This is a genomic window from Paraburkholderia megapolitana (assembly GCF_007556815.1).
GTDB lineage: Bacteria > Pseudomonadota > Gammaproteobacteria > Burkholderiales > Burkholderiaceae > Paraburkholderia > Paraburkholderia megapolitana.
The window spans coordinates 2,076,246-2,097,075 of sequence record NZ_CP041743.1; the positions used below are offsets into that span (position 1 = coordinate 2,076,246).

17 protein-coding genes are annotated in these 20,830 nt (G+C 59.8%); 10 read left to right on the top strand and 7 right to left on the bottom strand.

What is annotated here, in order from left to right:
* Positions 1-53: 53 nt before the first annotated feature.
* From FNZ07_RS08755 to FNZ07_RS08770, 4 genes are read left to right on the top strand one after another with little or no spacing between them, the layout of a single operon-like run.
* Positions 54-782, top strand: a complete 729-nt coding sequence (locus tag FNZ07_RS08755; protein ID WP_091015597.1) for a GntR family transcriptional regulator — start codon at positions 54-56, stop codon at positions 780-782.
* 5 nt (positions 783-787) lie between these two features.
* On the top strand, positions 788-1,828 hold the full coding sequence (locus FNZ07_RS08760; RefSeq protein ID WP_091015925.1) for an ADP-ribosylglycohydrolase family protein: 1,041 nt from the start codon (positions 788-790) through the stop codon (positions 1,826-1,828).
* Positions 1,829-1,862: 34 nt separating this feature from the next.
* Positions 1,863-3,311 carry a purine-cytosine permease family protein gene (locus FNZ07_RS08765; RefSeq protein WP_091015599.1) on the top strand — a complete coding sequence of 483 codons (1,449 nt, stop codon included), beginning with the start codon at positions 1,863-1,865 and terminating at the stop codon, positions 3,309-3,311.
* Positions 3,308-4,261, top strand: a complete 954-nt coding sequence (locus tag FNZ07_RS08770) for a PfkB family carbohydrate kinase (RefSeq protein WP_091015602.1) — start codon at positions 3,308-3,310, stop codon at positions 4,259-4,261. The genes FNZ07_RS08765 and FNZ07_RS08770 overlap by 4 nt, the downstream gene beginning before the upstream one ends.
* Positions 4,262-4,280: 19 nt before the next feature.
* Here FNZ07_RS08770 and FNZ07_RS08775 read toward each other — a convergent pair whose 3' ends face one another.
* Positions 4,281-5,090: an alpha/beta fold hydrolase gene (locus FNZ07_RS08775; RefSeq protein ID WP_091015604.1), complete on the bottom strand. Its 810-nt coding sequence runs from the start codon at positions 5,088-5,090 to the stop codon at positions 4,281-4,283.
* A gap of 656 nt (positions 5,091-5,746) precedes the next feature.
* Here FNZ07_RS08775 and FNZ07_RS08780 point away from each other — a divergent pair.
* Positions 5,747-7,759, top strand: coding sequence for a hypothetical protein (locus FNZ07_RS08780; protein WP_091015606.1), 2,013 nt, complete (start codon positions 5,747-5,749; stop codon positions 7,757-7,759).
* A 42-nt stretch (positions 7,760-7,801) separates the two neighbouring features.
* Here the strand turns inward: FNZ07_RS08780 and FNZ07_RS08785 are convergent, their stop codons facing one another.
* The 3 genes from FNZ07_RS08785 to FNZ07_RS08795 all read right to left on the bottom strand — a co-directional run bounded on the left by FNZ07_RS08785 (position 7,802) and on the right by FNZ07_RS08795 (position 10,547).
* Positions 7,802-8,713, bottom strand: a complete 912-nt coding sequence (locus FNZ07_RS08785) for a hypothetical protein (RefSeq protein ID WP_143098119.1) — start codon at positions 8,711-8,713, stop codon at positions 7,802-7,804.
* Positions 8,714-8,729: 16 nt separating this feature from the next.
* Complete coding sequence (locus FNZ07_RS08790; protein WP_170275698.1) at positions 8,730-9,875, bottom strand: acyltransferase family protein; 1,146 nt, start codon at positions 9,873-9,875, stop codon at positions 8,730-8,732.
* Positions 9,876-10,019: 144 nt separating this feature from the next.
* Positions 10,020-10,547, bottom strand: a complete 528-nt coding sequence (locus FNZ07_RS08795) for a helix-turn-helix transcriptional regulator (protein ID WP_211367816.1) — start codon at positions 10,545-10,547, stop codon at positions 10,020-10,022.
* A gap of 150 nt (positions 10,548-10,697) precedes the next feature.
* Between FNZ07_RS08795 and FNZ07_RS08800 the strand changes: the two genes are divergently transcribed.
* Positions 10,698-11,597, top strand: a complete 900-nt coding sequence (locus FNZ07_RS08800; RefSeq protein WP_091015615.1) for an aldo/keto reductase — start codon at positions 10,698-10,700, stop codon at positions 11,595-11,597.
* A gap of 149 nt (positions 11,598-11,746) precedes the next feature.
* On the opposite strand, the gene FNZ07_RS08805 is transcribed toward FNZ07_RS08800, so the two are convergent.
* A complete protein-coding gene (locus FNZ07_RS08805) occupies positions 11,747-14,032 on the bottom strand; it encodes a carbohydrate-binding protein (RefSeq protein ID WP_143098120.1) in 2,286 nt (761 codons plus the stop codon).
* Between the two features lie 570 nt (positions 14,033-14,602).
* Here FNZ07_RS08805 and FNZ07_RS08810 point away from each other — a divergent pair.
* Positions 14,603-15,748, top strand: coding sequence for a nuclear transport factor 2-like protein (locus tag FNZ07_RS08810; protein ID WP_143098121.1), 1,146 nt, complete (start codon positions 14,603-14,605; stop codon positions 15,746-15,748).
* A gap of 74 nt (positions 15,749-15,822) precedes the next feature.
* A complete protein-coding gene (locus FNZ07_RS08815; RefSeq protein WP_143098122.1) occupies positions 15,823-16,746 on the top strand; it encodes a helix-turn-helix domain-containing protein in 924 nt (307 codons plus the stop codon).
* A 73-nt stretch (positions 16,747-16,819) separates the two neighbouring features.
* Here FNZ07_RS08815 and FNZ07_RS08820 read toward each other — a convergent pair whose 3' ends face one another.
* Complete coding sequence (locus FNZ07_RS08820; RefSeq protein ID WP_091015625.1) at positions 16,820-17,686, bottom strand: helix-turn-helix domain-containing protein; 867 nt, start codon at positions 17,684-17,686, stop codon at positions 16,820-16,822.
* A gap of 12 nt (positions 17,687-17,698) precedes the next feature.
* Positions 17,699-18,157, bottom strand: coding sequence for a MarR family winged helix-turn-helix transcriptional regulator (locus FNZ07_RS08825; protein WP_308076674.1), 459 nt, complete (start codon positions 18,155-18,157; stop codon positions 17,699-17,701).
* Positions 18,158-18,329: 172 nt separating this feature from the next.
* Between FNZ07_RS08825 and FNZ07_RS08830 the strand changes: the two genes are divergently transcribed.
* Positions 18,330-19,301, top strand: coding sequence for an amidohydrolase family protein (locus tag FNZ07_RS08830; protein WP_091015627.1), 972 nt, complete (start codon positions 18,330-18,332; stop codon positions 19,299-19,301).
* Positions 19,302-19,323: 22 nt separating this feature from the next.
* Positions 19,324-20,793, top strand: coding sequence for an aldehyde dehydrogenase family protein (locus FNZ07_RS08835; protein WP_091015631.1), 1,470 nt, complete (start codon positions 19,324-19,326; stop codon positions 20,791-20,793).
* Positions 20,794-20,830 lie beyond the last annotated feature (37 nt).

A 20,830-nucleotide genomic window follows, 5' to 3' on the forward strand; every position in this document is an offset into this window, starting at 1 on the left:
GGACCGATGGCTGGTTCGCAGTATGCGCAGCGTTTTTTCATGGGAGTCGCGAGATGGTACGAAAGGCAGCAAAGGCGGCTGAAGTCGGCCGGTCGAAAGCACACATGGTGGCCGCGACGATCGAGCACGAGATCCTGACCGGACGCCTGCCGTTCGGTCAGCAGCTCGAGAGCGAAAGCGAGCTGGTGGAGCGTTTCGCGGTTAGCAGAAACACCGTGCGCAAGGGACTCGATCTGCTGACGAACGGTGGTCTGATTACGCGCAAGGGAGGTATCGGTTCGTTCGTCACGTTCAACGGCCGCGCGATCGACGGTTCGCTCGGCTGGAATACGGCGCTCGAACGCGCGGGCGGCAACGTGCATACGCGGCTGCTGCAGATCGCGATCGTCGAGGACAAGGCGCTGGCCCGCGAACTGAAGCTCGATACATCCGCATTCGTCGCCATCGACCGGATGCGGCTCATCGACAAGGACGCGTTGTGTATTTCGCTCGAACGCAGCCGTCTGCCGTTTAACGACGAACTCGCGGCGTTACCGCTCGAAGGACTGGTTGGCGGATCGCTGAATCGCACGCTGATCGAACACGGGATGGTGCCGCATCACGGCGAGCAGTGGGCCGAAGTCGTTGCGCTGGAGGCGCCGGACGCGCGGCTGCTAAAACGCCGTACCGGCACGTCGTTCCTGCGGTCGCGGCGCCTCACGCGCGATCGCGACGATCGCATCATCGAGTACGTGGTGAGCTTGCTCGATCCGGCTCACTTTGCCTTACACCTGGAATTCTGATGTCGATGTCTACGCTTACCTCAACTTCATCCGCGCAGGAGCGCGTCGAACGGGCGCGCGGCGCCTTCTACGGGCTCGCACTTGGCGACGCGTTCGGCATGCCGACGCAATCGCTGAGTCGCGCACAGATCGCAGCGCAATTCGGCCGTATCACGACGCTCGAAGATGCGCGCACCGATCAACCGATCGCGCCCGGCATGCCAGCCGGTTCGGTCACCGACGACACCGAACAGGCGGTGCTGGTCGGCGAATTGCTGGTGGCCGGGCAGGGGACGATCGAACCACGCATGTTCGCGCAGCGCCTGATCGAATGGGAAGCGTCGATGAAGGCGCGCGGCTCGCTCGATCTATTAGGCCCGTCGACCAAGCGAGCGATCCAGATGATCATCGACGGCGAGGCACCCGATCAATCGGGCCGCTTCGGTACGACCAACGGCGCCGCGATGCGCGTGACGCCAGTCGGTATCGCCACGGACCTGCACGATCGCGCAGCGTTCATCGATGCAGTCGTGCAGTCGTGCCGCGTTACGCACAACACGACGTTAGGCATCGCGAGCGCGGCGGCCGTTGCGGCGGCGGTGTCGGCGGGGATCGAAGGTGCATCGCTTGCCGAAGCGCTCGACGCGGGCGCCGCGTTAGCCGATGCCGGCGAAGCGCATGGCTACTGGGTAGCAGGCGGTCGCATCGGCGAACGCATCCGCTGGGCACGCGAGTTCGTCGCACAAGGCCCCGCCGATGCGATTCCGCAAAAACTGTACGACGTGATCGGAACATCGGTGGCGTCGCAAGAGTCGGTTGTCGCCGCGTTCGCGCTTGCAAGCGATGCGGCGCAGCGTGGCATCGACATCGGTGCATCGCTTGGTGTCGCGGCGAGCCTCGGCGGCGATACCGACACGATTGCCGCGATGCTCGGCGCGATCCTCGGTGCGTGCGCCGGCTATCGCGCGTTGCCGCAGGATTTGATCGACACGGTGCGCCGTGTCAACCGGCTCGACCTCGATCCGCTCGTCGGGCAACTACTCGCGTTGCGCGCGCGGTCCGCATAAGCCACGCACTTTTCCTCAACCTCTGGAGGCCCAGATGGCTTCGTCAGTCACGTCAACCGGTGCCGGCAAGATCGAAGCACGCGGCATCGAACCGGTCCCGGAAAGCGATTGCAACGGCCATCCGCTGCAACTGTTCTGGGTCTGGTTCGCGGCCAACATCAGCATCCTTGGGTTGCCGCTCGGTGCGACGCTGGTCGCGTTCCAGCATCTCGCGATCTGGCAGGCGTTGCTGGTGGCGACGGTCGGTGCGGCGGGCTCGTTCGCAATTGTCGGCGTGATTTCGATTGCGGGTCGTCGCGGGCATGCACCTAGCCTGACGCTGTCGCGGGCGATCTTCGGCGTGCGCGGCAATGTCGGGCCGACCATCGTCTCGCTGCTGTCGCGTCTCGGTTGGGAGACGGTCAACACGACCACCGCAGCGTTCGTGCTGCTGTCGCTGTCGACCATTGCGTTCGGCACGCCAGCCGCCGCGAAGGACGCGCCGGTTCTGACGCTGCTCTTTATCGCCGTGTTCGTCGTGCTGACCTTGATCGTCTCGGGGCTCGGCCACGCGACGCTGCTCGTGATCCAGAAGTGGTCGACGTATGTGTTCGGCGCGCTCAATCTGCTGGTAGCCGGTTTCCTCGTGGTGACGGTCGACTGGACCGCGGTCTTCGCAGTACGGCCGGCACCGGCTAGCGCGGTCATCATCGGTATCGGCACGATTGCCGCGGGCACGGGGATCGGCTGGGCGAATGCGGGCGCGGACATGTCGCGCTACCAGGCGCGCGATGTGAAGGGACCACCGCTTGTGGCATCGGCCGCATTCGGTGCGGGCATTCCGCTAATCCTGCTCGTCACGCTCGGCGCGCTGCTCGCTGTCGGCAACGATCATTTCGCTTCCGCGACCGACCCGATCGCGGCGATCCGCGAGATGCTGCCGAACTGGATGGCGATTCCGTATCTGATCACGGCGTTCGGTGGCTTGTTGTTGTCGAACTATCTGTCGGTCTACTCGGCGGGCCTCACGACGCTCACACTCGGGCTTAAGGTCAAGCGCGTGCAAGCGGTGGTCGTCGATGTGGTCGTGATTTTCTCGGGATCGATCTATTTCATGTTGATCGCAGGTAGTTTCTACGGACCCTTCATCGGTTTTATTTCGCTACTGGCGGTACCGATCACCGCATGGGTCGGCATTTTCATCGTGGATCTGATTCATCGCGATGTTTATCTGCCGCATGCGTTGCTGGATGTGGGCCCGACCAGTGCGTACTGGTATCGCGGTGGTGTCGAATGGCGCGCAGTGGGCGCATGGGCTGTGGCGATCGTGCTTGGGTTCTGCTTCCTGTCGGTGGGATCGGGCGGCTTTCACGGTCCGTTCGCGGATTCATGGCTTGGACGCAATGGCCTCGGCTGGATCGTGACGTTTGTTGTTGCGGCCGGCGGCTACGCGCTGCTCGGTGGATCGCGCCACGCTCGCACGTTGATGGAGAAACCGGCATGACGCAGCAGGTGTCTCGTCCATCGCGACTGATTCATACAGGCCAGGTGATCGTCGATCTCGTGATGCAGGTAGACGGCTTGCCGGAAGCCGGTGGGGACGTGCTGGCTTCGTCGGCAAGCTTCGAGGTAGGTGGTGGCTTTAACGTGATGGCTGCCGCGCGGCGCAGCGGCATGCAGGTGGTCTACCCGGGCGGCCACGGACGAGGCCGTTTTGGCGACATGGCGCGCGCGGCGTTGGCGCATGAAGATGTGGAGATAGCAGGCGCACCGGTCGAGGACAAAGACACCGGCATCTGCGTCGCGATTGTCGACGCTTCTGCCGAACGAACCTTCGTCTCACACCTCGGCGCCGAGGTGCATCTCGAACGACACGTGCTCGATGGTTTGCATGTCACTGCGCACGATATCGTCTACGTCAGCGGATATAGCCTGTTCAACGCGGACAAGCGCGCGGTGTTGATCGAGTGGCTCGATACCTTGCACGCCGATGTCCGCATTGCGTTCGATCCGGGTCCACTCGTCGGTTCGATCGACGAGGCTGTGCTGAGTGCTTTAATCGCGAAGGTATCGATCTGGACCAGCAATCGTCGTGAGGCGTTGCGATACACGGGCAGTGAATCGATTGCGCAGGCGCAACAGGTGCTTGCATCGCGATTGCGAGCTGTCGATGCACTTGCCGTCGTGCGCGATGGCGCACAGGGATGCCACGTGGCGTCAGCGGGCCGCAGCGTGCAGGTGCCTGGCTTTGCCGTCGAATCGATCGATAGCAACGGTGCCGGCGACGCGCACGCTGGCGTATTTCTGGCAACGCTTGCGTCGGGACAGGATGCAGAGAGTGCCGCGCGTCGCGCGAATGCAGCGGCTGCGATCGCTGTTACGCGTCGTGGTCCGGCTACGGCGCCGTTCGTTGCGCAGATCGATGAGTTCCTCGCACGGAACGCTGCAAAGTAATCGCGACGCTTCACCGCGATCAGGCAAGCACCTTATCTACGAACGCAAGCACGACGCCGTTGAACTCATCCGGCCGTTGTAACGGCGCGAAATGGCTCACACCCGGCAGCACGATCAGTTCCGCACCAGGGATACTTCGCGCCAGATACTCGGCATGTTCGCGCTTGATGAATTCGTCGTGCTCGCTCTGCACGATCGCAACGGGCACGGCGATGGTAGCGAGATCGTGCACCGAGTAATTGGGCTCGGTCTGCATCATCTGCGTGACTGCCGCCACAAAGGCGTTGAACTGATCGGGTGTAGCCGACAGTTGCGCATAGTCTTTGGCGTGGCGCGCGAAACAACGCTCAAGCACTGGCCCGGGCTCGAGGATTTCCTTCGTGCCGCTCGGGTCCATGTTGCAGCCGAAGAAGAATACACCGGCTACTCGCGCAGGGGCCCGCATCGCTAGGATCATCGCGACGCAGGCACCGTCGCTCCAGCCCACCACGGCGGCGCGCTGCAGTTGCAGCGTGTCCATCACGGCCAGCACGTCGGAGGCCATCAACTCGTATTTGTACGGCCGCGCATCGCGTGTGCTGCGACCGTGGCCGCGGCTATCGATGAGTACGGCGCGGTAACCGGCGTCAACGAGCGCCGGAACCTGGTAACCCCAGTTGCCGCCGTGACCCAGCCCTCCGTGCAGCAGAACGACCGCTGGCCCGGACCCGTAGGTCGCATACCAGATGCGTGCGCCGTCGTGTTCCACGTAGCCCTGTTCGTTGGCGGAAGGTAGCGGTGCGGCACCTTGTGCCGCGAAGGTCGTGAGATCGTCGTCGTACGTTGGCATGTGAGTTCCAGGTGGACAGGTTCGACAGGCCGATCAGCATAGCGCGTCTGGTGGCGCATCGACTGTGGCCGACAGTTTGACTTCTTCGAGTGGTGTTTGAATTATGTGAAGAAAGATATGAAGATATTGTTCGTACCTTGGAGATAACAAGGTGCTGATATATGGATGAGCGGGCAAGAAATTCGCATATTGTTGATTTTAATTAAATTTCGCAGATTGCGAATTTTCTACTTCTGTTTCTTCTCAAAAAGCGGTCGAAATATCCGTTGATAGTCTTTGCGTAAGGGCAATACAGGCGAGACATCCGCACTCTCTTCGATGAAAATAAGTATGCGATCAATGAAAATGTAACTGAATGAAAGTGTGATCTTGATAACGAACCGGGATAATAATTTAGAGTATAAGATGCGCCCTCGTATATAACCTGGGTTCCGTTCGAGATGGCTAATAAGATAATCAGCATTTTGCGTATTTTCGCGGTGACCGCAATTGCGATATCAGCATTAGATCTTGCCGGATGCGGTAACGGTGGAGGCGGGAGCACACCGTCCGCGGCGGCATCGACTGCGAGTCCGGCACCCACGAGCAACCCGACGGGCCTCACGACAGGGCCAACCAATCCGACCTCCCCGCAGACACAGGCCGGCGCGACCGCATTGCCGCTGGAAGTGCTGGGTGTGGACGGCTCGGTTGTCACGGTGAGTGTGAACGCGCCGAACGGCAGCGCAACAGCGCGCCTGTGGCTGCAGGCGAACAACCTCTCGTACGACGCCAAAGGCTCGGTGAAGGTGAACAACGGGCCGTGGGTCGACCTGACCAACGCAAACGTTACGATCGAAGGCGGGGGCCGCTATTACGGCGGCATCGGCGGCGGCTTCGATACGCTCAAGATGAGCGTGCCGGTGAGTGGCGCCGTCAATGGAGCGAATCTCGTCAGCTTCCGCTTCAACAAGACCGATGGGATCACGTCGGGTTACCGTGTGCTGGCGTTCAATCTGCTCGACGCATCGGGCAACCAACTGGTGAGCAGCGCCAGCTTCACCGAAGACGATCCCACCCGCTGGACACCGCCGCTTTCTTCAGCCGCCGATATCGCCACAGGCAAGCAGCTCTGGCAGAGCGCGCAGCTCATCGAGTCGCCGATCAATGTGGGCCACGTGCTCAAGGCGCACTGCATGGACTGCCATGCAGCCGACGGTTCGGACCTGCAGCGTTTCAACTACTCGAACTACGCGATTGCCGTGCGCGCGCAGTTTCACGGGCTGACGAGCGGGCAGGGCGCGCAGATCGCGAGCTATATCCGCAGTCTGAACAGCACGCTCGGTGTGCCGGGGCCGCATTGCCGACCGTGGAATCCGCCGTATCAACCGGGCCCCGGGCTCGATGCCGGTGACGTGCGCAACTGGACCTGCGGCGCGGGGCTCGAGAGCGTGTCCGACAACGACATCGATACGCTTAACACGGTGTTCCCGAACGGCATCAGCAAGGATGCGATCGCGACGGGCAGTCATCTGAACGCACGCGAGATCCCGATCAGCCTGCAGTTGCCGGACTGGAACCACTGGGTGCCGCATGTTCATCCGAAGGACGCGTGGGGCGACTACTTCACGAACTCGAATCTGAACAAGCAGTACGCGGGCGAAGGGACGGGTAACGCCACGTACAACATGCGCGCGCAACTGACTGCCGGTGGCGCGTCATATGCAACGGGCCACACCGGCGACATCTTCAACGATCTGTATTACTGGGGCAACGAACTCGGCTCCGACTTCACGCCGCCGAATGAAGGCACCACAGGGGCCTACACCGTCCCGCAGCAGCAGAACCTGTACGCGACCGCGCAATGGCAACTGATCAAGTCATGGGAGCTTGCGCAGGACTTCAACCTCGAGGCGCAGTGCCCGCAGGCGTGGGCTGCGCACAACGCACCGAAGATCGAAACACGCGGGTGGTGCGGCTACTGGCGCTTTGCGTTCAATGTGTCGCCGCATATTCTCGGCTTCCCGGTGAACAACAGCATGTTCGGCAGTCCGGTGGCCGATCTCACGAAGGCTAACCAGTGGTACGAAATGCAGTTGCTGCTGAATCCCGGTAACGGTGCGCATCTGGTGCATCTGCCGCTCGACTGGCAGTACGCGTATGGGTTGTTCGACGATCTGTCGGCGGCGAGCGGGCGCACCGAGCCGGCACGCAAACTCGTATTCGTCGTGAAGGGCGCGCAGGAGATGGATAACGGTGTCGGCGTGACCGATGTGAACCGCGGCTGGACGACACGCGATACGAGCCCGATGGACGTGTGGGACTTCGGCCAGTCGGGTATCTGGAAGGGCGTTGCGCCTGCCACCGAGCAAGCCGTAGTCAATGCGTTCCTGACGACGTGGCTCGATCGCACGACGAGCTTCGATGTTTCGACGTGGCAGCGTCTAGGCGCGAATCCGGCTTCGGGCGAGGTTGGTTGCGGCTGGAGCATCCGTTCGCTGTGCTGGAGCAACTATGTGCCAGGGACCTTGCAGGGGCCGACACCGACCGTCGCGAACTTTCCTTCGTGGGCCTTTACGCGCATTCCGTTGATGCGGGGTGAAGGCGTCGATGGTTCGCAGTTGAATCGCTTTGCGAACTGGATGAATACGGCGTATCCGAGTGGGAATTTTGCGAGTCTTGTGAAGTGATCTGACGGAGCGGATGCATATACACATGCGTGCGCCGTTAAGCTACCAGCCGCGCCGGTTCACGAATCCGGCAACCTGCTCTGCGACGACCCGGTAACCGCTCGCGTTCAGATGCAGGTTGTCAATCCGCAGCGAAACCGGGACGACATCGGCCTCGCGGTTTCGTTGATTGGCGTCGCTCATATTCGCGTGGGCAATCAGAGCGGAGCGTATGTCGATGAAGTTGTGCGGGAAGCGCGCTGCCAGCGCGCGATTGAGCGCGGTCACCGTTGCGTAGCCTGGCGTGCCTCGTTCTTCGCCCACGCTGTTCGTGATGGACAGCACGATGAAGCGGCCCGCGTCGATGCGTGCCGCGATCCGTGCAATGTTGTCCACCGTATGTGTCGTTTGGCCTGCGCTAACGTCGTTGCGTCCGGCCCAGATAACGCTGACGTCGCAGCGATGGTCGTCGACGATGAACGGACTGTCCGCAGGGACGCTCGACGGCGACGCGCCCGGGGTATCGCGAACGAAGATGTGGTGATAGTTCGCGGTGTACGCGAGTTTTCCGGGGATACCGTCTAGCGTACCGTGTACGTCGCCGGCACCCGCACCGGGAATCGACAAATGGTTCGTCACGGTGACCGGTATCGGGCCATCGACCGGCACTTCACCGCCTTCGACGCTCACACGTGCTACCAGTGCACCCTCGCGTGCAGCAATCGATTCCGAGACCTGTCCGGACACGCCGAAATTGCGCACAGTGCGGCCACCGAGCAACACCGACAATTGATACGGCCACGTACCAGGCAAGCCGCCGATGCCGGGCGTACCTGTCGTGAGCGAGTCACCCCAGGCATCGATGGGTTGGCCTTGCGATATCGGCGGGCACGATGCCCCGTATGCCGGCGTGAGCAATGTGGCCAGCACCGAACAGCACGCTGCAACACCACCGCGCAGACCGCGTGTCTTCACAATGAGCGCCGCAGATTCAATTGCGCACCGGCATTTGAGCGAGCGCACGCTGCATCGTGAACCTGCGCGCAAGGCGGCTACCGAGACGCATTGCCGGTCGTTCGACGCAGACGTAGCCCGCATAACTCACCGGGATCACCAGCGCAGCCGCGATGAGCAGCGACAGTGTGACGCCGAGCCGTTCGCCGAGCAGATGCACGACCGCGAACAGCACGACGGCGTGATACAGATACAGGCTGTACGAGATTGCACCGAGAAATGGCAGTGGCCGGATCTGTAGCAGCCGCGCAAACGACGCGAGCGCGACCGCACTCGCGATGATGCCGCACACTGCTGCCAGCACGATCCAGTCGAACAGGTAGTCGCTGAGAATGCCTGACACCCGCAGCGAAATCGGCCGCGACAGGACATACAGCGCTAGCGAGGCAGCGGGGATGATCACAGCCGTTCCGTGGGGCACGCGCCGCAGCCAGTTCGACAGGCTCTCTCGATGTTTGGCAAGCGCGGCACCCGCAACGAACATCAGTAGATAGTGAAGCGTGGGCAACCACTCGGCGGAGATGCTTGCCTGAATCACCGGATGACCGGTGTGTATTGCACGCCAGCAGACCGCCAGCGACAACAGCACGGCAGCCCCAAGCACCTGCCAGGTCGGCACACGCGAAATCAGCAACACGACCGGCACGAAGATCAGCGAAATACGCATCTCGTACACAAGCGACCAGAGAACAGGGTCTAACCGGCTCGTCTCGAACGGGAAGACGAACAGCAGATGCCACAACAGTTCGATGTTGGGGAAGGTCGCAGGCCATCCGTCGTTGAACCACCAGCCGGCCCATGCAACTGGCCCCGCGTAGCACAGCGCATAACATGCATACGCGACGATCACGGCCACCGCATAGGGAAGATAAATCCGGCAAATGCGCCGCATGACATATTCGCCGTAGCCTGGTTTAGGTGTTCCGCCGATCTGCAAGGCAAGCACGAAACCGCTGAGTGTAAAAAACAGGATGACCGCTTCATGGCCGCCGAACAACACCCGGAGCGGCGTGTGGCGCAAACCGATCAAAGGCGCGAGCAACGTGAAATGCGAGAAGACGACAGTGAGCGCAGCGAGGCCACGCAGCGCGTCGAGCTGTTGGTAGCGTTTCTCGTGGGGCATCGATTCTCCCGTCGGGATGCGATCGCGCGACAACGCGTATCGGTACGACGCGTTGTTGAGGCTCGCATCTTTGCAGGATTCCGCTTGCCGCTCTGTGCTCTTGCCAACCATCGGGACGAAACGAGATCGACGAGTTGTACCTCGTCAAACGATGTTCACCCGTCCCCCAGACTCACTACCCGCAGGACGCAAACCGCACATCTCCGCCACATATTCCGCGAACGCCTGACTCGATTGTTCTTCGAGACTACCATCGGGTCGACGCGTTGCACGAAGGTATTGATACGTCGCAACGACAAGCTTCATCGCCTTGCCTTCCTGCACGATCATCGGCGTACCGAGCACGATCGAAGCCAGACGGATCGCCGATTCAAGCGCGGCCATGTCGACGCCTTCAGCGTTTTGATGGCGAAAGTCCGCACCGGTCGCGAGCCACTCCAGCGAACAGTTGGCGGCTCGCGAGATCTGTTCCGCCTTGCCGAGACCAGGCTCCGATCCCTGCAGATAACGACGGATCAATCCTTCGCCGAGGCCGGCCTTGCGTGCAAACGCGCTGACCGACGAATCGCCGATCAAGGCTCTCAGCCGATCGGCAAACGTTGCGTCGGCGGGCAACAAGGGCAGGGAATTCGTACTATTGTACGAATCGTCAGTAACGTGTTGCGATTTCATTCCGGCGTCCCTATGATTGAGCGCTGCGTTTAGAGGCTCGGCGCAGCACATTGCAATTCGCACTATAGTACGAAAAGGTGACTCGATGTATTGCACACAAAATGTGGCCCACGGTGAAGCCGTGGCGTTCCCGCGCACAGGGATCACGACATGACCTGTCCACGCACTTCACCTCGCGACGGGCTGACGCTATCGCGCATTGCCGCCGGCATGTGGCGACTGATGGACTGGAAGATGTCGGAGCAGGCGCTTCGCGGATATATCGACGATTGTCTTGCGCTCGGCGTCACGACCTTTGATCACGCCGACATCTACGGCGGTTACGCCGTTGAAGAAGCGTTTGGTAAAACGTTGAAGACGCACCCGTCTCTGCGCGAGCAGATCGAACTGGTGACGAAAACCGGCATCGCGCTCGTCTCGCCAAACCGGCCTGAACATCGTCTGAAGCACTACAACACGGACCCAACGCACATTCGCGATGCCGTCGAGCGTTCGTTGCGCAACTTCAATACGGATCATCTCGACCTGCTGTTGATTCATCGGCCAGATCCGCTGATGCGCTTTGACGAGATCGCAAGAGAGGTCGAGCAGCTTAAACGCGCTGGAAAAATCAGGGCATTCGGTGTGTCCAATTTCACGCCAGCGCAATTTCAGGCGATGAATACCTTCACGCCTCTTGCGACCAACCAGATCGAGCTTTCGCCGTTCAGGACAGACACCATCACAGACGGCACACTCGATCAATTGCAGGGCATCGGCGTACCACCGATGATCTGGTCCGCGCTAGGTGGAGGGCGACTCTTTGCCGAGGGTAACGATGCTGCGGCGCGGGTACGTACTGTAGCGAGTGAGATTGCAGACAGGCACGACGTTTCGATGTTGACGGTGATCTACGCGTGGTTGCTGCGACTTCCGTCCGATCCGATCGTCATAACGGGCTCACAACGTCGCGACGCTGTGCGTGATGCGGTTACTGCCACCGAATTGCAACTGGACAGGCAGGAGTGGTTTGCGATCCTGGAGGCGGCTACGGGTAACGAGGTTGCATAACGACCCTTGATCATAACAATGCGCATGCGTATTGCCTGCAAGAACCACTGGACGAACCAGCAACTCAGCGGCGGCAAAAACGCATGCGCGGACCTCTTTATGAACACCTGTCCAATCGTCAGTCAGGCAGGGCGCTTTTCAACGACACGTTAAGGATACTGCGCAAGCCGCACAACAGATGCCGACGAGTTGGCCGTACCGCCCGTATTGTTGATCACGTGCGTGATCTCTCCGACACCGCCTAGCGAAACCGTCGTCATATCCTTAAACGCGATCCCTGAGCCATTGGGTGTTTCGATCGCATTGGCCAGTTTGACGCTCGAGTTGGTGCTGAAGTAACAGTAGATGCCCACTCCCCAGGCCTGGTGACTCGTGACGGAACTGGCCACCTTGTACGATGCATAGCCGTTCTCACCGCCATTCATCCAGCCCGCCTGGTTCGGTACGTCGTAAGGGGCTTCGCTTTGATAGAAGTACACCCTGCCGCCATTGCCGCTCCACAAGGTCTGGTACTGCTCGTAGTGTTCAACCGCGAGCCCGTAGATCGTTGCATTCGCACCTGTTACGACCAGACCGTTCGTTGCCGGGTTGACAGTCCAGCCCACGCCGGTCCCGTGATCGGCACGCCACAGCCAGAAATCGTCGCCGATGACGTTGTTGCTGTTGATCTGCAAGCTCACCGTCGCCGCTCCCGCCGCAGCACCGCCCACCCGGAAAAAGAGATCGTGCAACGACGTGGGATTGGCCGAGTGATTTTGCGAACTTCCCTGCGGTCCCACCTGCAGTAGTACAGGCGAATTGGTTGTGCCCGCATCGAAGAGCAGCCCGGCTATTACCACGCCATCGACATCATCCACCGACATCGCAGTCACGCCGTTGTCGGCTTCGAGCGTAGCGATGCCAAGGCCAAGGATGACGGTGTTGGCGCGCGTTACATGCAGGTTGCCGTTCAGGTGATAAACGCCGGGCGTGAACAAAAGGTTGAGCCCTTGGGCGAGCGCCGCGTTGAGGGTTGCGGCAGTGTCGACATTCTGCCTGGCAACATAGAACTGACTGATCGGCAGCAACTGACCTGCTTCTGCCGCATTGACCCAGCCCGCCCCCTGGCTATTGGACTTAACACTCGGAACGAAGACGTTGTAGTGACCCGCGGTGTCGATCGTCAGGAACGGCTTCTCTCTCGATACGGGCGTCTGGTTCACTACGACGTAAGGCGGATTCGGCCACGTTCCCGACGGTGCGTTATTGACACCGACAAACACCATGTTCCAGTTCGAACCGATCCAGCTTCCCCATTGCGAGTTGCGCGACAACCACTGCTGTTGCGATCCGGAGTTGATCTGGCTATCGATGACGGAGTCCGCAAGGAAACCGCCGCTGGACCAGCCGCCGTTATCGTCCAGCACGACATTGCCTTTGATATGCATGCGACGCCACGGCGACGCTTGCGACACGGCCCAGCGGTCGGTACCTCCCGTACCTGAAGGAACGACCGCCATATTCTCGGCGCCGCGCCAGAAATTCTGCGTCGCGTTACCCTGGAACCAGTCCGCTTCGGCATGCACTGCGCCGTTTATCGTCACATCGTCGGGCGATTGTCCGAGGCCGAGTACCTGGGTATAGAAGCCCACATTCACGTCGACGTTGTACGAGCCCGGTTTGAAAAGCAATGCGTAACGGTTCGTGCCGAACTGATTCGTTTCCTGCTGACTGAATACGTTGTCGAGCTGACTCTGAATGCTCGATGCGGACATGGTCGGATCGAAGATCAATACATTGGGTCCGAAGTCCGGCACCGTCGAGTTCGACGCATTGATTACCGAGAACCAGTTGAAGTTGCCAACCGTTCCCGCGCTACCCACGCTGTCCATCTGCAATTGAATCGTATGGACACCTGCTGTCAGCGTGACGTTTGACGAGAGCGTCTGCCAGTTTTGCCAGCCGCCGGTGTCGGGCACGGAATACTCGCCGGTGGCCGACACGCCATCGACATTGAAATGGAATGTCCCACCGGGGCCGCTGTTAGCCACGCGTACCTGGAGTGCGTAGGTGCCCGCCGACGTGACGTTCACCGTGTAATTGAGCCATTCTCCTGCGGCAGCCCAACCCACGTCGTAACCGCCGCCGGTGTCGGTGGTGGCTTCGATGCTGACGCCTTCGCTAGTTCGATATTGCCCACCGTGATTCGTATTGTCCGCGGTGTAATAGCCGACGTTTAAACCACCGGAATCGAAATTCTCCACCTGAACCTGTCCGGGAACCGGCCAGGGCGTGCCTCCGAATGGACTGCCGGCTGAAGCCTGCATCACCTTGGCTGTGGCTGTGGCCGATGCATGCGCAGTGCTCTGCGCGACCGGATTGCCATCGCCGTTGCACCCACCAAGGGCTAGCGCCAGCATACAAGCCGTAAGACACGGGTAGATTGTCGATTTCAATCTAATCTCCTCGAATGGTTTTATTGCAGTTCGGCACCACGGCACAACGCCGCTTGTCGGCGACAAGCACGTACGGTCGATCGAATTGCTTAAGCAGTGTGCTGGTGAGACGCCTGGCGTATGCCACGCGCATTGCTTCGGCTAAACGCTGGCGTGGCAAGAATCGTTAGTGCAACCAGGCCACGTAGCCGATTACATCGAGCGCAACCGGGAACCCTTGAACAGGATCGCTGCGTCAGGTCCCGCTAGAGCAGAAACGGTTTCTCTCTTGATGTTCCATTACACCCACCGGTCGCTTGCCTGGTTGGCAGGCTTCGGGTGCATACAGGGTTCCATCAATCCTAGTCGCAGGTAAACTTAAGATTCACCTATCCACTCAGATAGGTGGCGTTAGCGTGACATCCAAATCGCAGCGGGATTCGTCAATACCCGAAGTAGGTGCGCCCTCAAAGTACTCGTCACAGAACGTGTGCATGGGCGAGATGTGTCCATTCGCTTTTGAATCGACTACATAAAAACCGACCCCGGCATACGCATATCTACCCCGTGCCTCTTCAGGAGATGATCCGCATGACTGCTTTTAGCCGCCGCAAATTTCTTGGCTCCATGGCCGCAGCTGTGCCGTTCGCTGTCATGGCGGACCGCGCGCTCGGTGTCTCTGCGGGAGCTGGTTCGGCTATCTCCGCGGAGATCACGAGCGAACAAACGTGGGCTTTCTTTCGCGCTTTCTATCAGGACTGGGACAGCGGAGATCCAGCCCGTGTGGTCGCACGTATGGCGCAATCGAGCGCATTTACGTTTTCGGATGCCACGCTTAACCTTTTGTTCCAGGGAATCAGTACCTTCACTCCTGCGATATCGCAGTTGATCAGTAGCGAGGTACAGGTGCTCGGTACCGCGAATGTCGCCACGCTCTTTCATGCGACAGGCGACATCAACTATGGCGCCATCATTGAAGAGGTTAGTGTTCGCAACGCGTTCTTTTCGACGAACGCGCTGACGGCACAGAGAGTGTTTGATTTCGATAGCGGTCTGGTCATCAGGATGACCGACTACTGGGATTCCCGCGAGATGGGCGAGTCCGACATTGTCGGTCCCGCTGTGACTCAGGGTGTCGCATTTCCTAACGCACCTATCCACCCGGGCGGCGTCCCCCGTTCGTCGACGACGCCCGCGGCGCCCGGACCACTGGCTCTCACGACGAGCGTTACGGGCCAGCCCTCTGCCTCTGCCGAGATGATCGACTTCGCACAACAGTTTCACGCCGCGCTGTGCAGCGCGAACGTCAACACGATCCTGTCGTTCTTCACCGACGACGCGATCTACATCAATCCGTTGATTCATCAAGGCCCTGTGCTCTACGGAAACTTCGACCAGACGACGCAGATTCAAGGACTGGACCTCATTTCACAGCTGTTTTTCGCTGTGGGAGCAGAGCTTCCGGACGGTCTGGGTTCGTCGCTCGTGCACATCGTCGGCGGCCAGAGCGGCGGCGGCTTTGAGTGGAAGGCGGGCGGGCAGTATGCCAACACCGGTATCAATCGCAATGGTCTTAACGGTTCAACAGCAATAGATCTCTACAACGGAAAAATTCGCCGAATGTCAGTGAAGTTCGATACGTTTCAACTTCAACAATCGTCATATGATCTCATCCGGTCGCAGTTGCTTGCCGCTGGTGTCGTGGATCAGAATGCGCAGAGTTCGAAGCGGCGCTAGCGAGGTGCATATCGAATCGCGTGCCGCCGCCAGGCAAGACCGTCAAATTGACGGGTCATCCGCGCCTCGCTACGATGAAACAGATTGAGGCGCAGAAAGAAGGGATCGCATTCGTGGAAATCGTCGGTAGCGAACCGCACAATCTCGGCGCGGCTAGAAGGCGAGTTCATTGCTGGAGCGGCATCGAAGTGCATTCGGTGCAGCAAGAGGTATTGTGCGGTCCCGCGTGGCATCAGTTGAAGAGCGATTGTCCGGTTCTCTCCATTGTCGTGAACGAATCGGGAGGCCGATGCGAAGCTCGGCTTGCCGTCGATCAGGTCGTTAAGGCACCGAACCGGGACAGACGGAAAGTCGGTCATACAAGCCTGATACCGGGCGGTATGAGTATCTGGGGATACTCGGACGAAATTTCGCGAGTCGATGAGCTTCGACTGGTACTCGACCCTGAGCGGGTGCTGGAAATCATGGGCGGTAAGTTTCCGCTTACGAGGCTGGATGAACCGCACCTGATGTTCTTCGACGAAGATATCCAGGCATTGGCGCGGCTACTGGCATCCATCGAGGGCGAGGCTTCCGGTTCTGGTTTGCTCGGTGACAGCTTGACTGCTGCGATCATCGCTCGTTTTGCGCGCCTTAATATGTCGGGGACGCAACCTCCGCGGCGTCTTGGTCTTTCCGGACACCAGCTCAGGGTCGTCACCGCGTTCATGGCGGAACGTCTCGCACAACCTGTCAGGTTGGCTGAACTGGCGGCGCTAGCAGGACTTTCATCTTCTCAATTCGGGCGAGCGTTCAAGGTTTCGACTGGTGTGACGCCACACAGATGGCATCTCCAGGGGCGCATCGACTACGCCAAGCGCCTGCTCATGGATCGTAACAACAGTCTTGTCGGCATTGCGCTCGACACAGGCTTTTCCGAACAGAGCCCGTTTACCCGAGCGTTTCGCGCGATGACGGGGATCTCTCCAGGCGCGTGGCGCCGCATCCGGTTGAAATGAACTAAAGGCTGAGAGTCGGGTAAGTTGTATCCGCAACCGATGACGATCTTTCACAGGCGCTGGTTCTTGAGCATTACCTGTTCTGATGAATCCAGGCAGTCGGCGTGGTGCCGACGATTTCCACGAATACCCGGGAAAGATGCCCTTGATCCGCGAAGCCGGCGAGGGCTGCGACTTTCGCAAGGCATTCAGCGGGAGTGTCGATCATCAAACGTTGAGCTCTTCTCACGCGGGCGTCCATCTGCCAGCGTTGTACCGACAGACTCGTTGCGTCGCGGAAGGCTGCGCCGAATTGAGCCATTGGAATGCTCGCGATGTGGGCGAGTGCTTCAACGGTCACGGGTTGATCGAGATGGTCGAGGATGTGGGTAGAGATTGCTTCCATGGTGTTGCCCGTGAGTTTCCGGGCAAACGGGGAGACAGAGGCAAGCGGAGCACACGCTACACCATGCAATGCAGCTATTAGTGCACGCGCGAGATGGAAGCCGTATGAATCTCCTTCGCTTTTGTCATGTCGTCCAAGGATTTCCGCGCAGACCTGCACCGGTTCGTTCCGGAACATGTACCGGCTTTGCATTTCGACGATCGGGCGTGTCTCTGCGGGAGAGAGGCAGTGCGCTCCGGCCGGATCGAAGAGATAGAAGACTAGCCGCGCCCGGAGCATTTCCGTGGCATGAATCGCGACCGGCTGTCCGGTTGCAATCAGGCTTAGATGTCCGGTGCCGAAGTATTCGCCCTGTACCGGCCGATCGGCGCACATACGCACCTGGCAGCGACCGCCGATTTCCTCGACGGCCATGCACAACACAGGCTGCTCGAACGACAGTTCGATCCAGCCAGGCTCCGTCTGCCAACGCAGACTCATGACAATGCGGGTGACGCCGGGTAGATCCCATGTGTCGAGGACAGTCGCCTTAACGCCGTGCTCCGCGCGGATCATGAGCAGCGGCCTCTAATCCGACTCGTCGAGCTCGCCGGCGTTCTTGTACAGCTTGAGCAGCATCGAGCGAAGCGCGCGCACATCGCCTGGGGCAAAGCCTGAAAGGATCACCGACTCATGGCGTTTTGCGACCGGAACGATGGTGAGCGCAAGTTCCTCTCCCTTTTCGGTCAGGACAATCCTGACCGATCGTCCGTCCGTCGTGCTGCGCTCGCGTTTCACCAGTTCCTGGTCCTCGAGACGATCGATGATTCTGGACAACGCCGAAATGTCCGATGACGCATGGAGCGATAGTTCAGACAGTGTCTGGCGCGGATCGTACAGAAGCGACGCGCAGACGCGCCATTCGCTAAGACTGAGGCCAAAGGGTTTGAGCGATTTTGCGAATGCGTTCCCCATCCGGGTAGTCGCACGTGCCATCAGAAAGGGGATCGCTTTTTCCAGATCTTTGAGTGACAGGGGAGTGTTCACGGTCATCGATGATTTAAGGGTTTACGCGGAGAACATGTATTTGATAAATCAATTATACTCCGCTGCAATGTAATTGATAAATCAAATACATTGTTACCCGAAATGACCCTGGGTGATGCCCTGATCGCCTTCTCGAAACTGAGGTCGCGATGCGTTGAACTGGAGCAGCTCGATGAGAAACAAGATTGCGCTTGAAGAACACTTCGCGATAGATCTCACGATCGATCAGTCGAAAATCTATGCGCCTCCCGTCTTCTGGGAGACGCTGAAATCGAACCTGCTGGACATCGAGCAGCAGCGGCTCGAACGGATGGAGCAGGGCGGGACCGAATATTCAATCCTGTCGCTCAACTCACCTGGCATCCAGGGCATCCCGAACAGCAAACAGGCAATCGATGTAGCGAGACGGGCCAACGATGTCCTTGCGGAACATGTTGCGCGTCATCCAAAACGCCTCGGTGGATTTGCCGCATTGCCGATGCAGGACCCCGAAGCCGCGGCGCGCGAGCTGGAGCGCAGCGTGAAGGAGCTCGGATTTCACGGCTTCATGGTGAATGGCTTTTCCCAGGTGGGCGATGCCGAAAATGTCGTGTACTACGACGCTCCGCAGTACGCCGATTTCTGGACCAGCACGGCTGCGCTCGGCAAGCCTTTCTATATGCATCCGCGGGACCCGCTGCCGTCGCGTGAACCGATCTACGACGGTTTCCCATGGTTGACCGCCGCAACGTGGGCGTTCGCGGTTGAAACGAGTATCCACGCATTGCGGCTGATCACGTCAGGTCTCTTCGACCGCAACCCGACGTTGCAGATGATTCTTGGTCATCTCGGCGAGGGCATTCCGTTCAACGTCTGGCGTGTCGATCACATTCTGCAAAAAGCGCCGCGAGGACTGCCGTGCAAGCGCAGCGTCGGTGAATATCTAAGAGAAAACGTCTACGTCACGACCAGCGGCAATTTTAGAACGCAGACGCTTCTATCCACGATGCTGGAAGTGGGCAGCGACCGCATCATGTACTCGGTGGATTACCCATTTGAAACGCATGACGAAGCGTCCCAGTGGTTCGACACGTGCTCGATCAGCGAAACCGATCGCGTGAAGATCGGGCGCGAAAACGCGCGACGTCTGTTTGGTCTTGAGTGATACGAGGAAAAGGAGAATTCAGATGTCCGTGACTGAGCTGGCACCCGCAGACGTGTGGCGCAACAGGATCTATAGCGGCGGTTGGAAAACCGGAGGCGCGGGAACGATCGCGGTGACGGAGAAGGCGACCGGCATCGAAATCGGCTCGGTTGGCGCTGCATCGGCCGCCGATGTGTCGGCTGCCGCTGCGATCGCAACCGAGGCACAACGCGCCTGGGCCGCAACACCCGGGCCACAGCGCGGCGATGTGTTGCGCGAGGTCGCTCGCTTGTTGCAGGAGCATCGAGAGGAGATCGCGCGTCAGATTGTCCGGGAGACCGGATCGATACGGCCGAAGGGTTATCTCGAGGTGAAGCTGGCGATACGCGAGATCCTGGAAGGTGCTGCGTTGGCCAGTCAGTCAACCGGGGTGATCACGACCAGTGACGTGAGGGAGCGGCATAGCGTCGCGCGCAGGGTGCCGATGGGTGTGGTCGGCGTCATTACTCCATGGAATTCGCCCTTGATACTTGCAGCGCGAGCGATTGCGCCGGCGCTCGCCACCGGCAACGCAGTGCTGCTTAAGCCCGATCCGCAAACACCGGTTAGCGGCGGCATCCTGTATGCGTGTCTGCTTGAGATTGCAGGGTTGCCCGAAGGACTGTTCCACGTCCTTCCCGGTGGCGCAGAAACGGGCGACGCCCTAGTGCGCGACCCGCAGGTCAACATGATCAGCTTCACGGGGTCCACGCGGGTTGGCCAGGCGATCGGCTCCGTAGCAGGCGGCCTGCTCAAGCGCGCGAACCTCGAACTCGGTGGCAAGAATCCCTACATCGTGCTCGACGACGTCGATGTCGAAGCGGCGGCGAGTGCGGGTGCATGGGGGTCGTTTTTGCACCAGGGGCAAGTCTGCATGGCCGCGGGTCGGCATCTCGTTCAGGAAAGCATTGCGGACGCATACATCGAAAGCCTCGTGCGGCGAACCAGCGCACTAACGGTTGGCGATCCTTTTAAAGGCGACTTTCATCTTGGACCGATCATCAATGAACGGCAGGCAGAAAACGTCGATCGCATCGTAGCGGACTCGGTAAGCAAGGGCGCAAAGATTCTGGCGGGCGGATCTCGCGACGGGCTGTTCTTCAAACCGACGGTCATGGTCGACGTTGTGCCCGGCATGCCGGTGTTCGACGAAGAGATCTTCGGCCCGGTCGCGGCAGTCACCGTGTTCAAGGACGATGACGAAGCCGTTTCACTGGCCAATCAGAACCGGTACGGCCTGGTTGCGGCAGTAGCGTCTTCCAACCTGCGTCGGGCCCAGCGAATTGCCGACCGGTTGCATGCGGGCATCGTTCATATCAACGACCAGACAATCCTGCATGAAGTGTTTGGACCGATGGGTGGTGTGGGTTTGTCCGGTAACGGGCATAACTACAGCACATTGACCAACGCCGACCAGTTCACGGAGTGGCAGTGGGTGACGACGCGTGACGACCTGCCGGCCTATCCATTCTAGAAATCCGCGGCTAGGGACCGACGTCGTCGGACGTGGT

Coding starts and splice junctions, on each gene's coding strand:
- FNZ07_RS08755 (WP_091015597.1), top strand. CDS start 54: ATGGTACGAAAGGCAGCAAAGGCGGCTGAAGTCGGCCGGTCGAAAGCA.
- FNZ07_RS08760 (WP_091015925.1), top strand. CDS start 788: ATGTCTACGCTTACCTCAACTTCATCCGCGCAGGAGCGCGTCGAACGG.
- FNZ07_RS08765 (WP_091015599.1), top strand. CDS start 1,863: ATGGCTTCGTCAGTCACGTCAACCGGTGCCGGCAAGATCGAAGCACGC.
- FNZ07_RS08770 (WP_091015602.1), top strand. CDS start 3,308: ATGACGCAGCAGGTGTCTCGTCCATCGCGACTGATTCATACAGGCCAG.
- FNZ07_RS08775 (WP_091015604.1), bottom strand. CDS start 5,090: ATGCCAACGTACGACGACGATCTCACGACCTTCGCGGCACAAGGTGCC.
- FNZ07_RS08790 (WP_170275698.1), bottom strand. CDS start 9,875: ATGCCCCACGAGAAACGCTACCAACAGCTCGACGCGCTGCGTGGCCTC.
- FNZ07_RS08795 (WP_211367816.1), bottom strand. CDS start 10,547: ATGAAATCGCAACACGTTACTGACGATTCGTACAATAGTACGAATTCC.
- FNZ07_RS08800 (WP_091015615.1), top strand. CDS start 10,698: ATGACCTGTCCACGCACTTCACCTCGCGACGGGCTGACGCTATCGCGC.
- FNZ07_RS08810 (WP_143098121.1), top strand. CDS start 14,603: ATGACTGCTTTTAGCCGCCGCAAATTTCTTGGCTCCATGGCCGCAGCT.
- FNZ07_RS08815 (WP_143098122.1), top strand. CDS start 15,823: ATGAAACAGATTGAGGCGCAGAAAGAAGGGATCGCATTCGTGGAAATC.
- FNZ07_RS08820 (WP_091015625.1), bottom strand. CDS start 17,686: ATGATCCGCGCGGAGCACGGCGTTAAGGCGACTGTCCTCGACACATGG.
- FNZ07_RS08830 (WP_091015627.1), top strand. CDS start 18,330: ATGAGAAACAAGATTGCGCTTGAAGAACACTTCGCGATAGATCTCACG.
- FNZ07_RS08835 (WP_091015631.1), top strand. CDS start 19,324: ATGTCCGTGACTGAGCTGGCACCCGCAGACGTGTGGCGCAACAGGATC.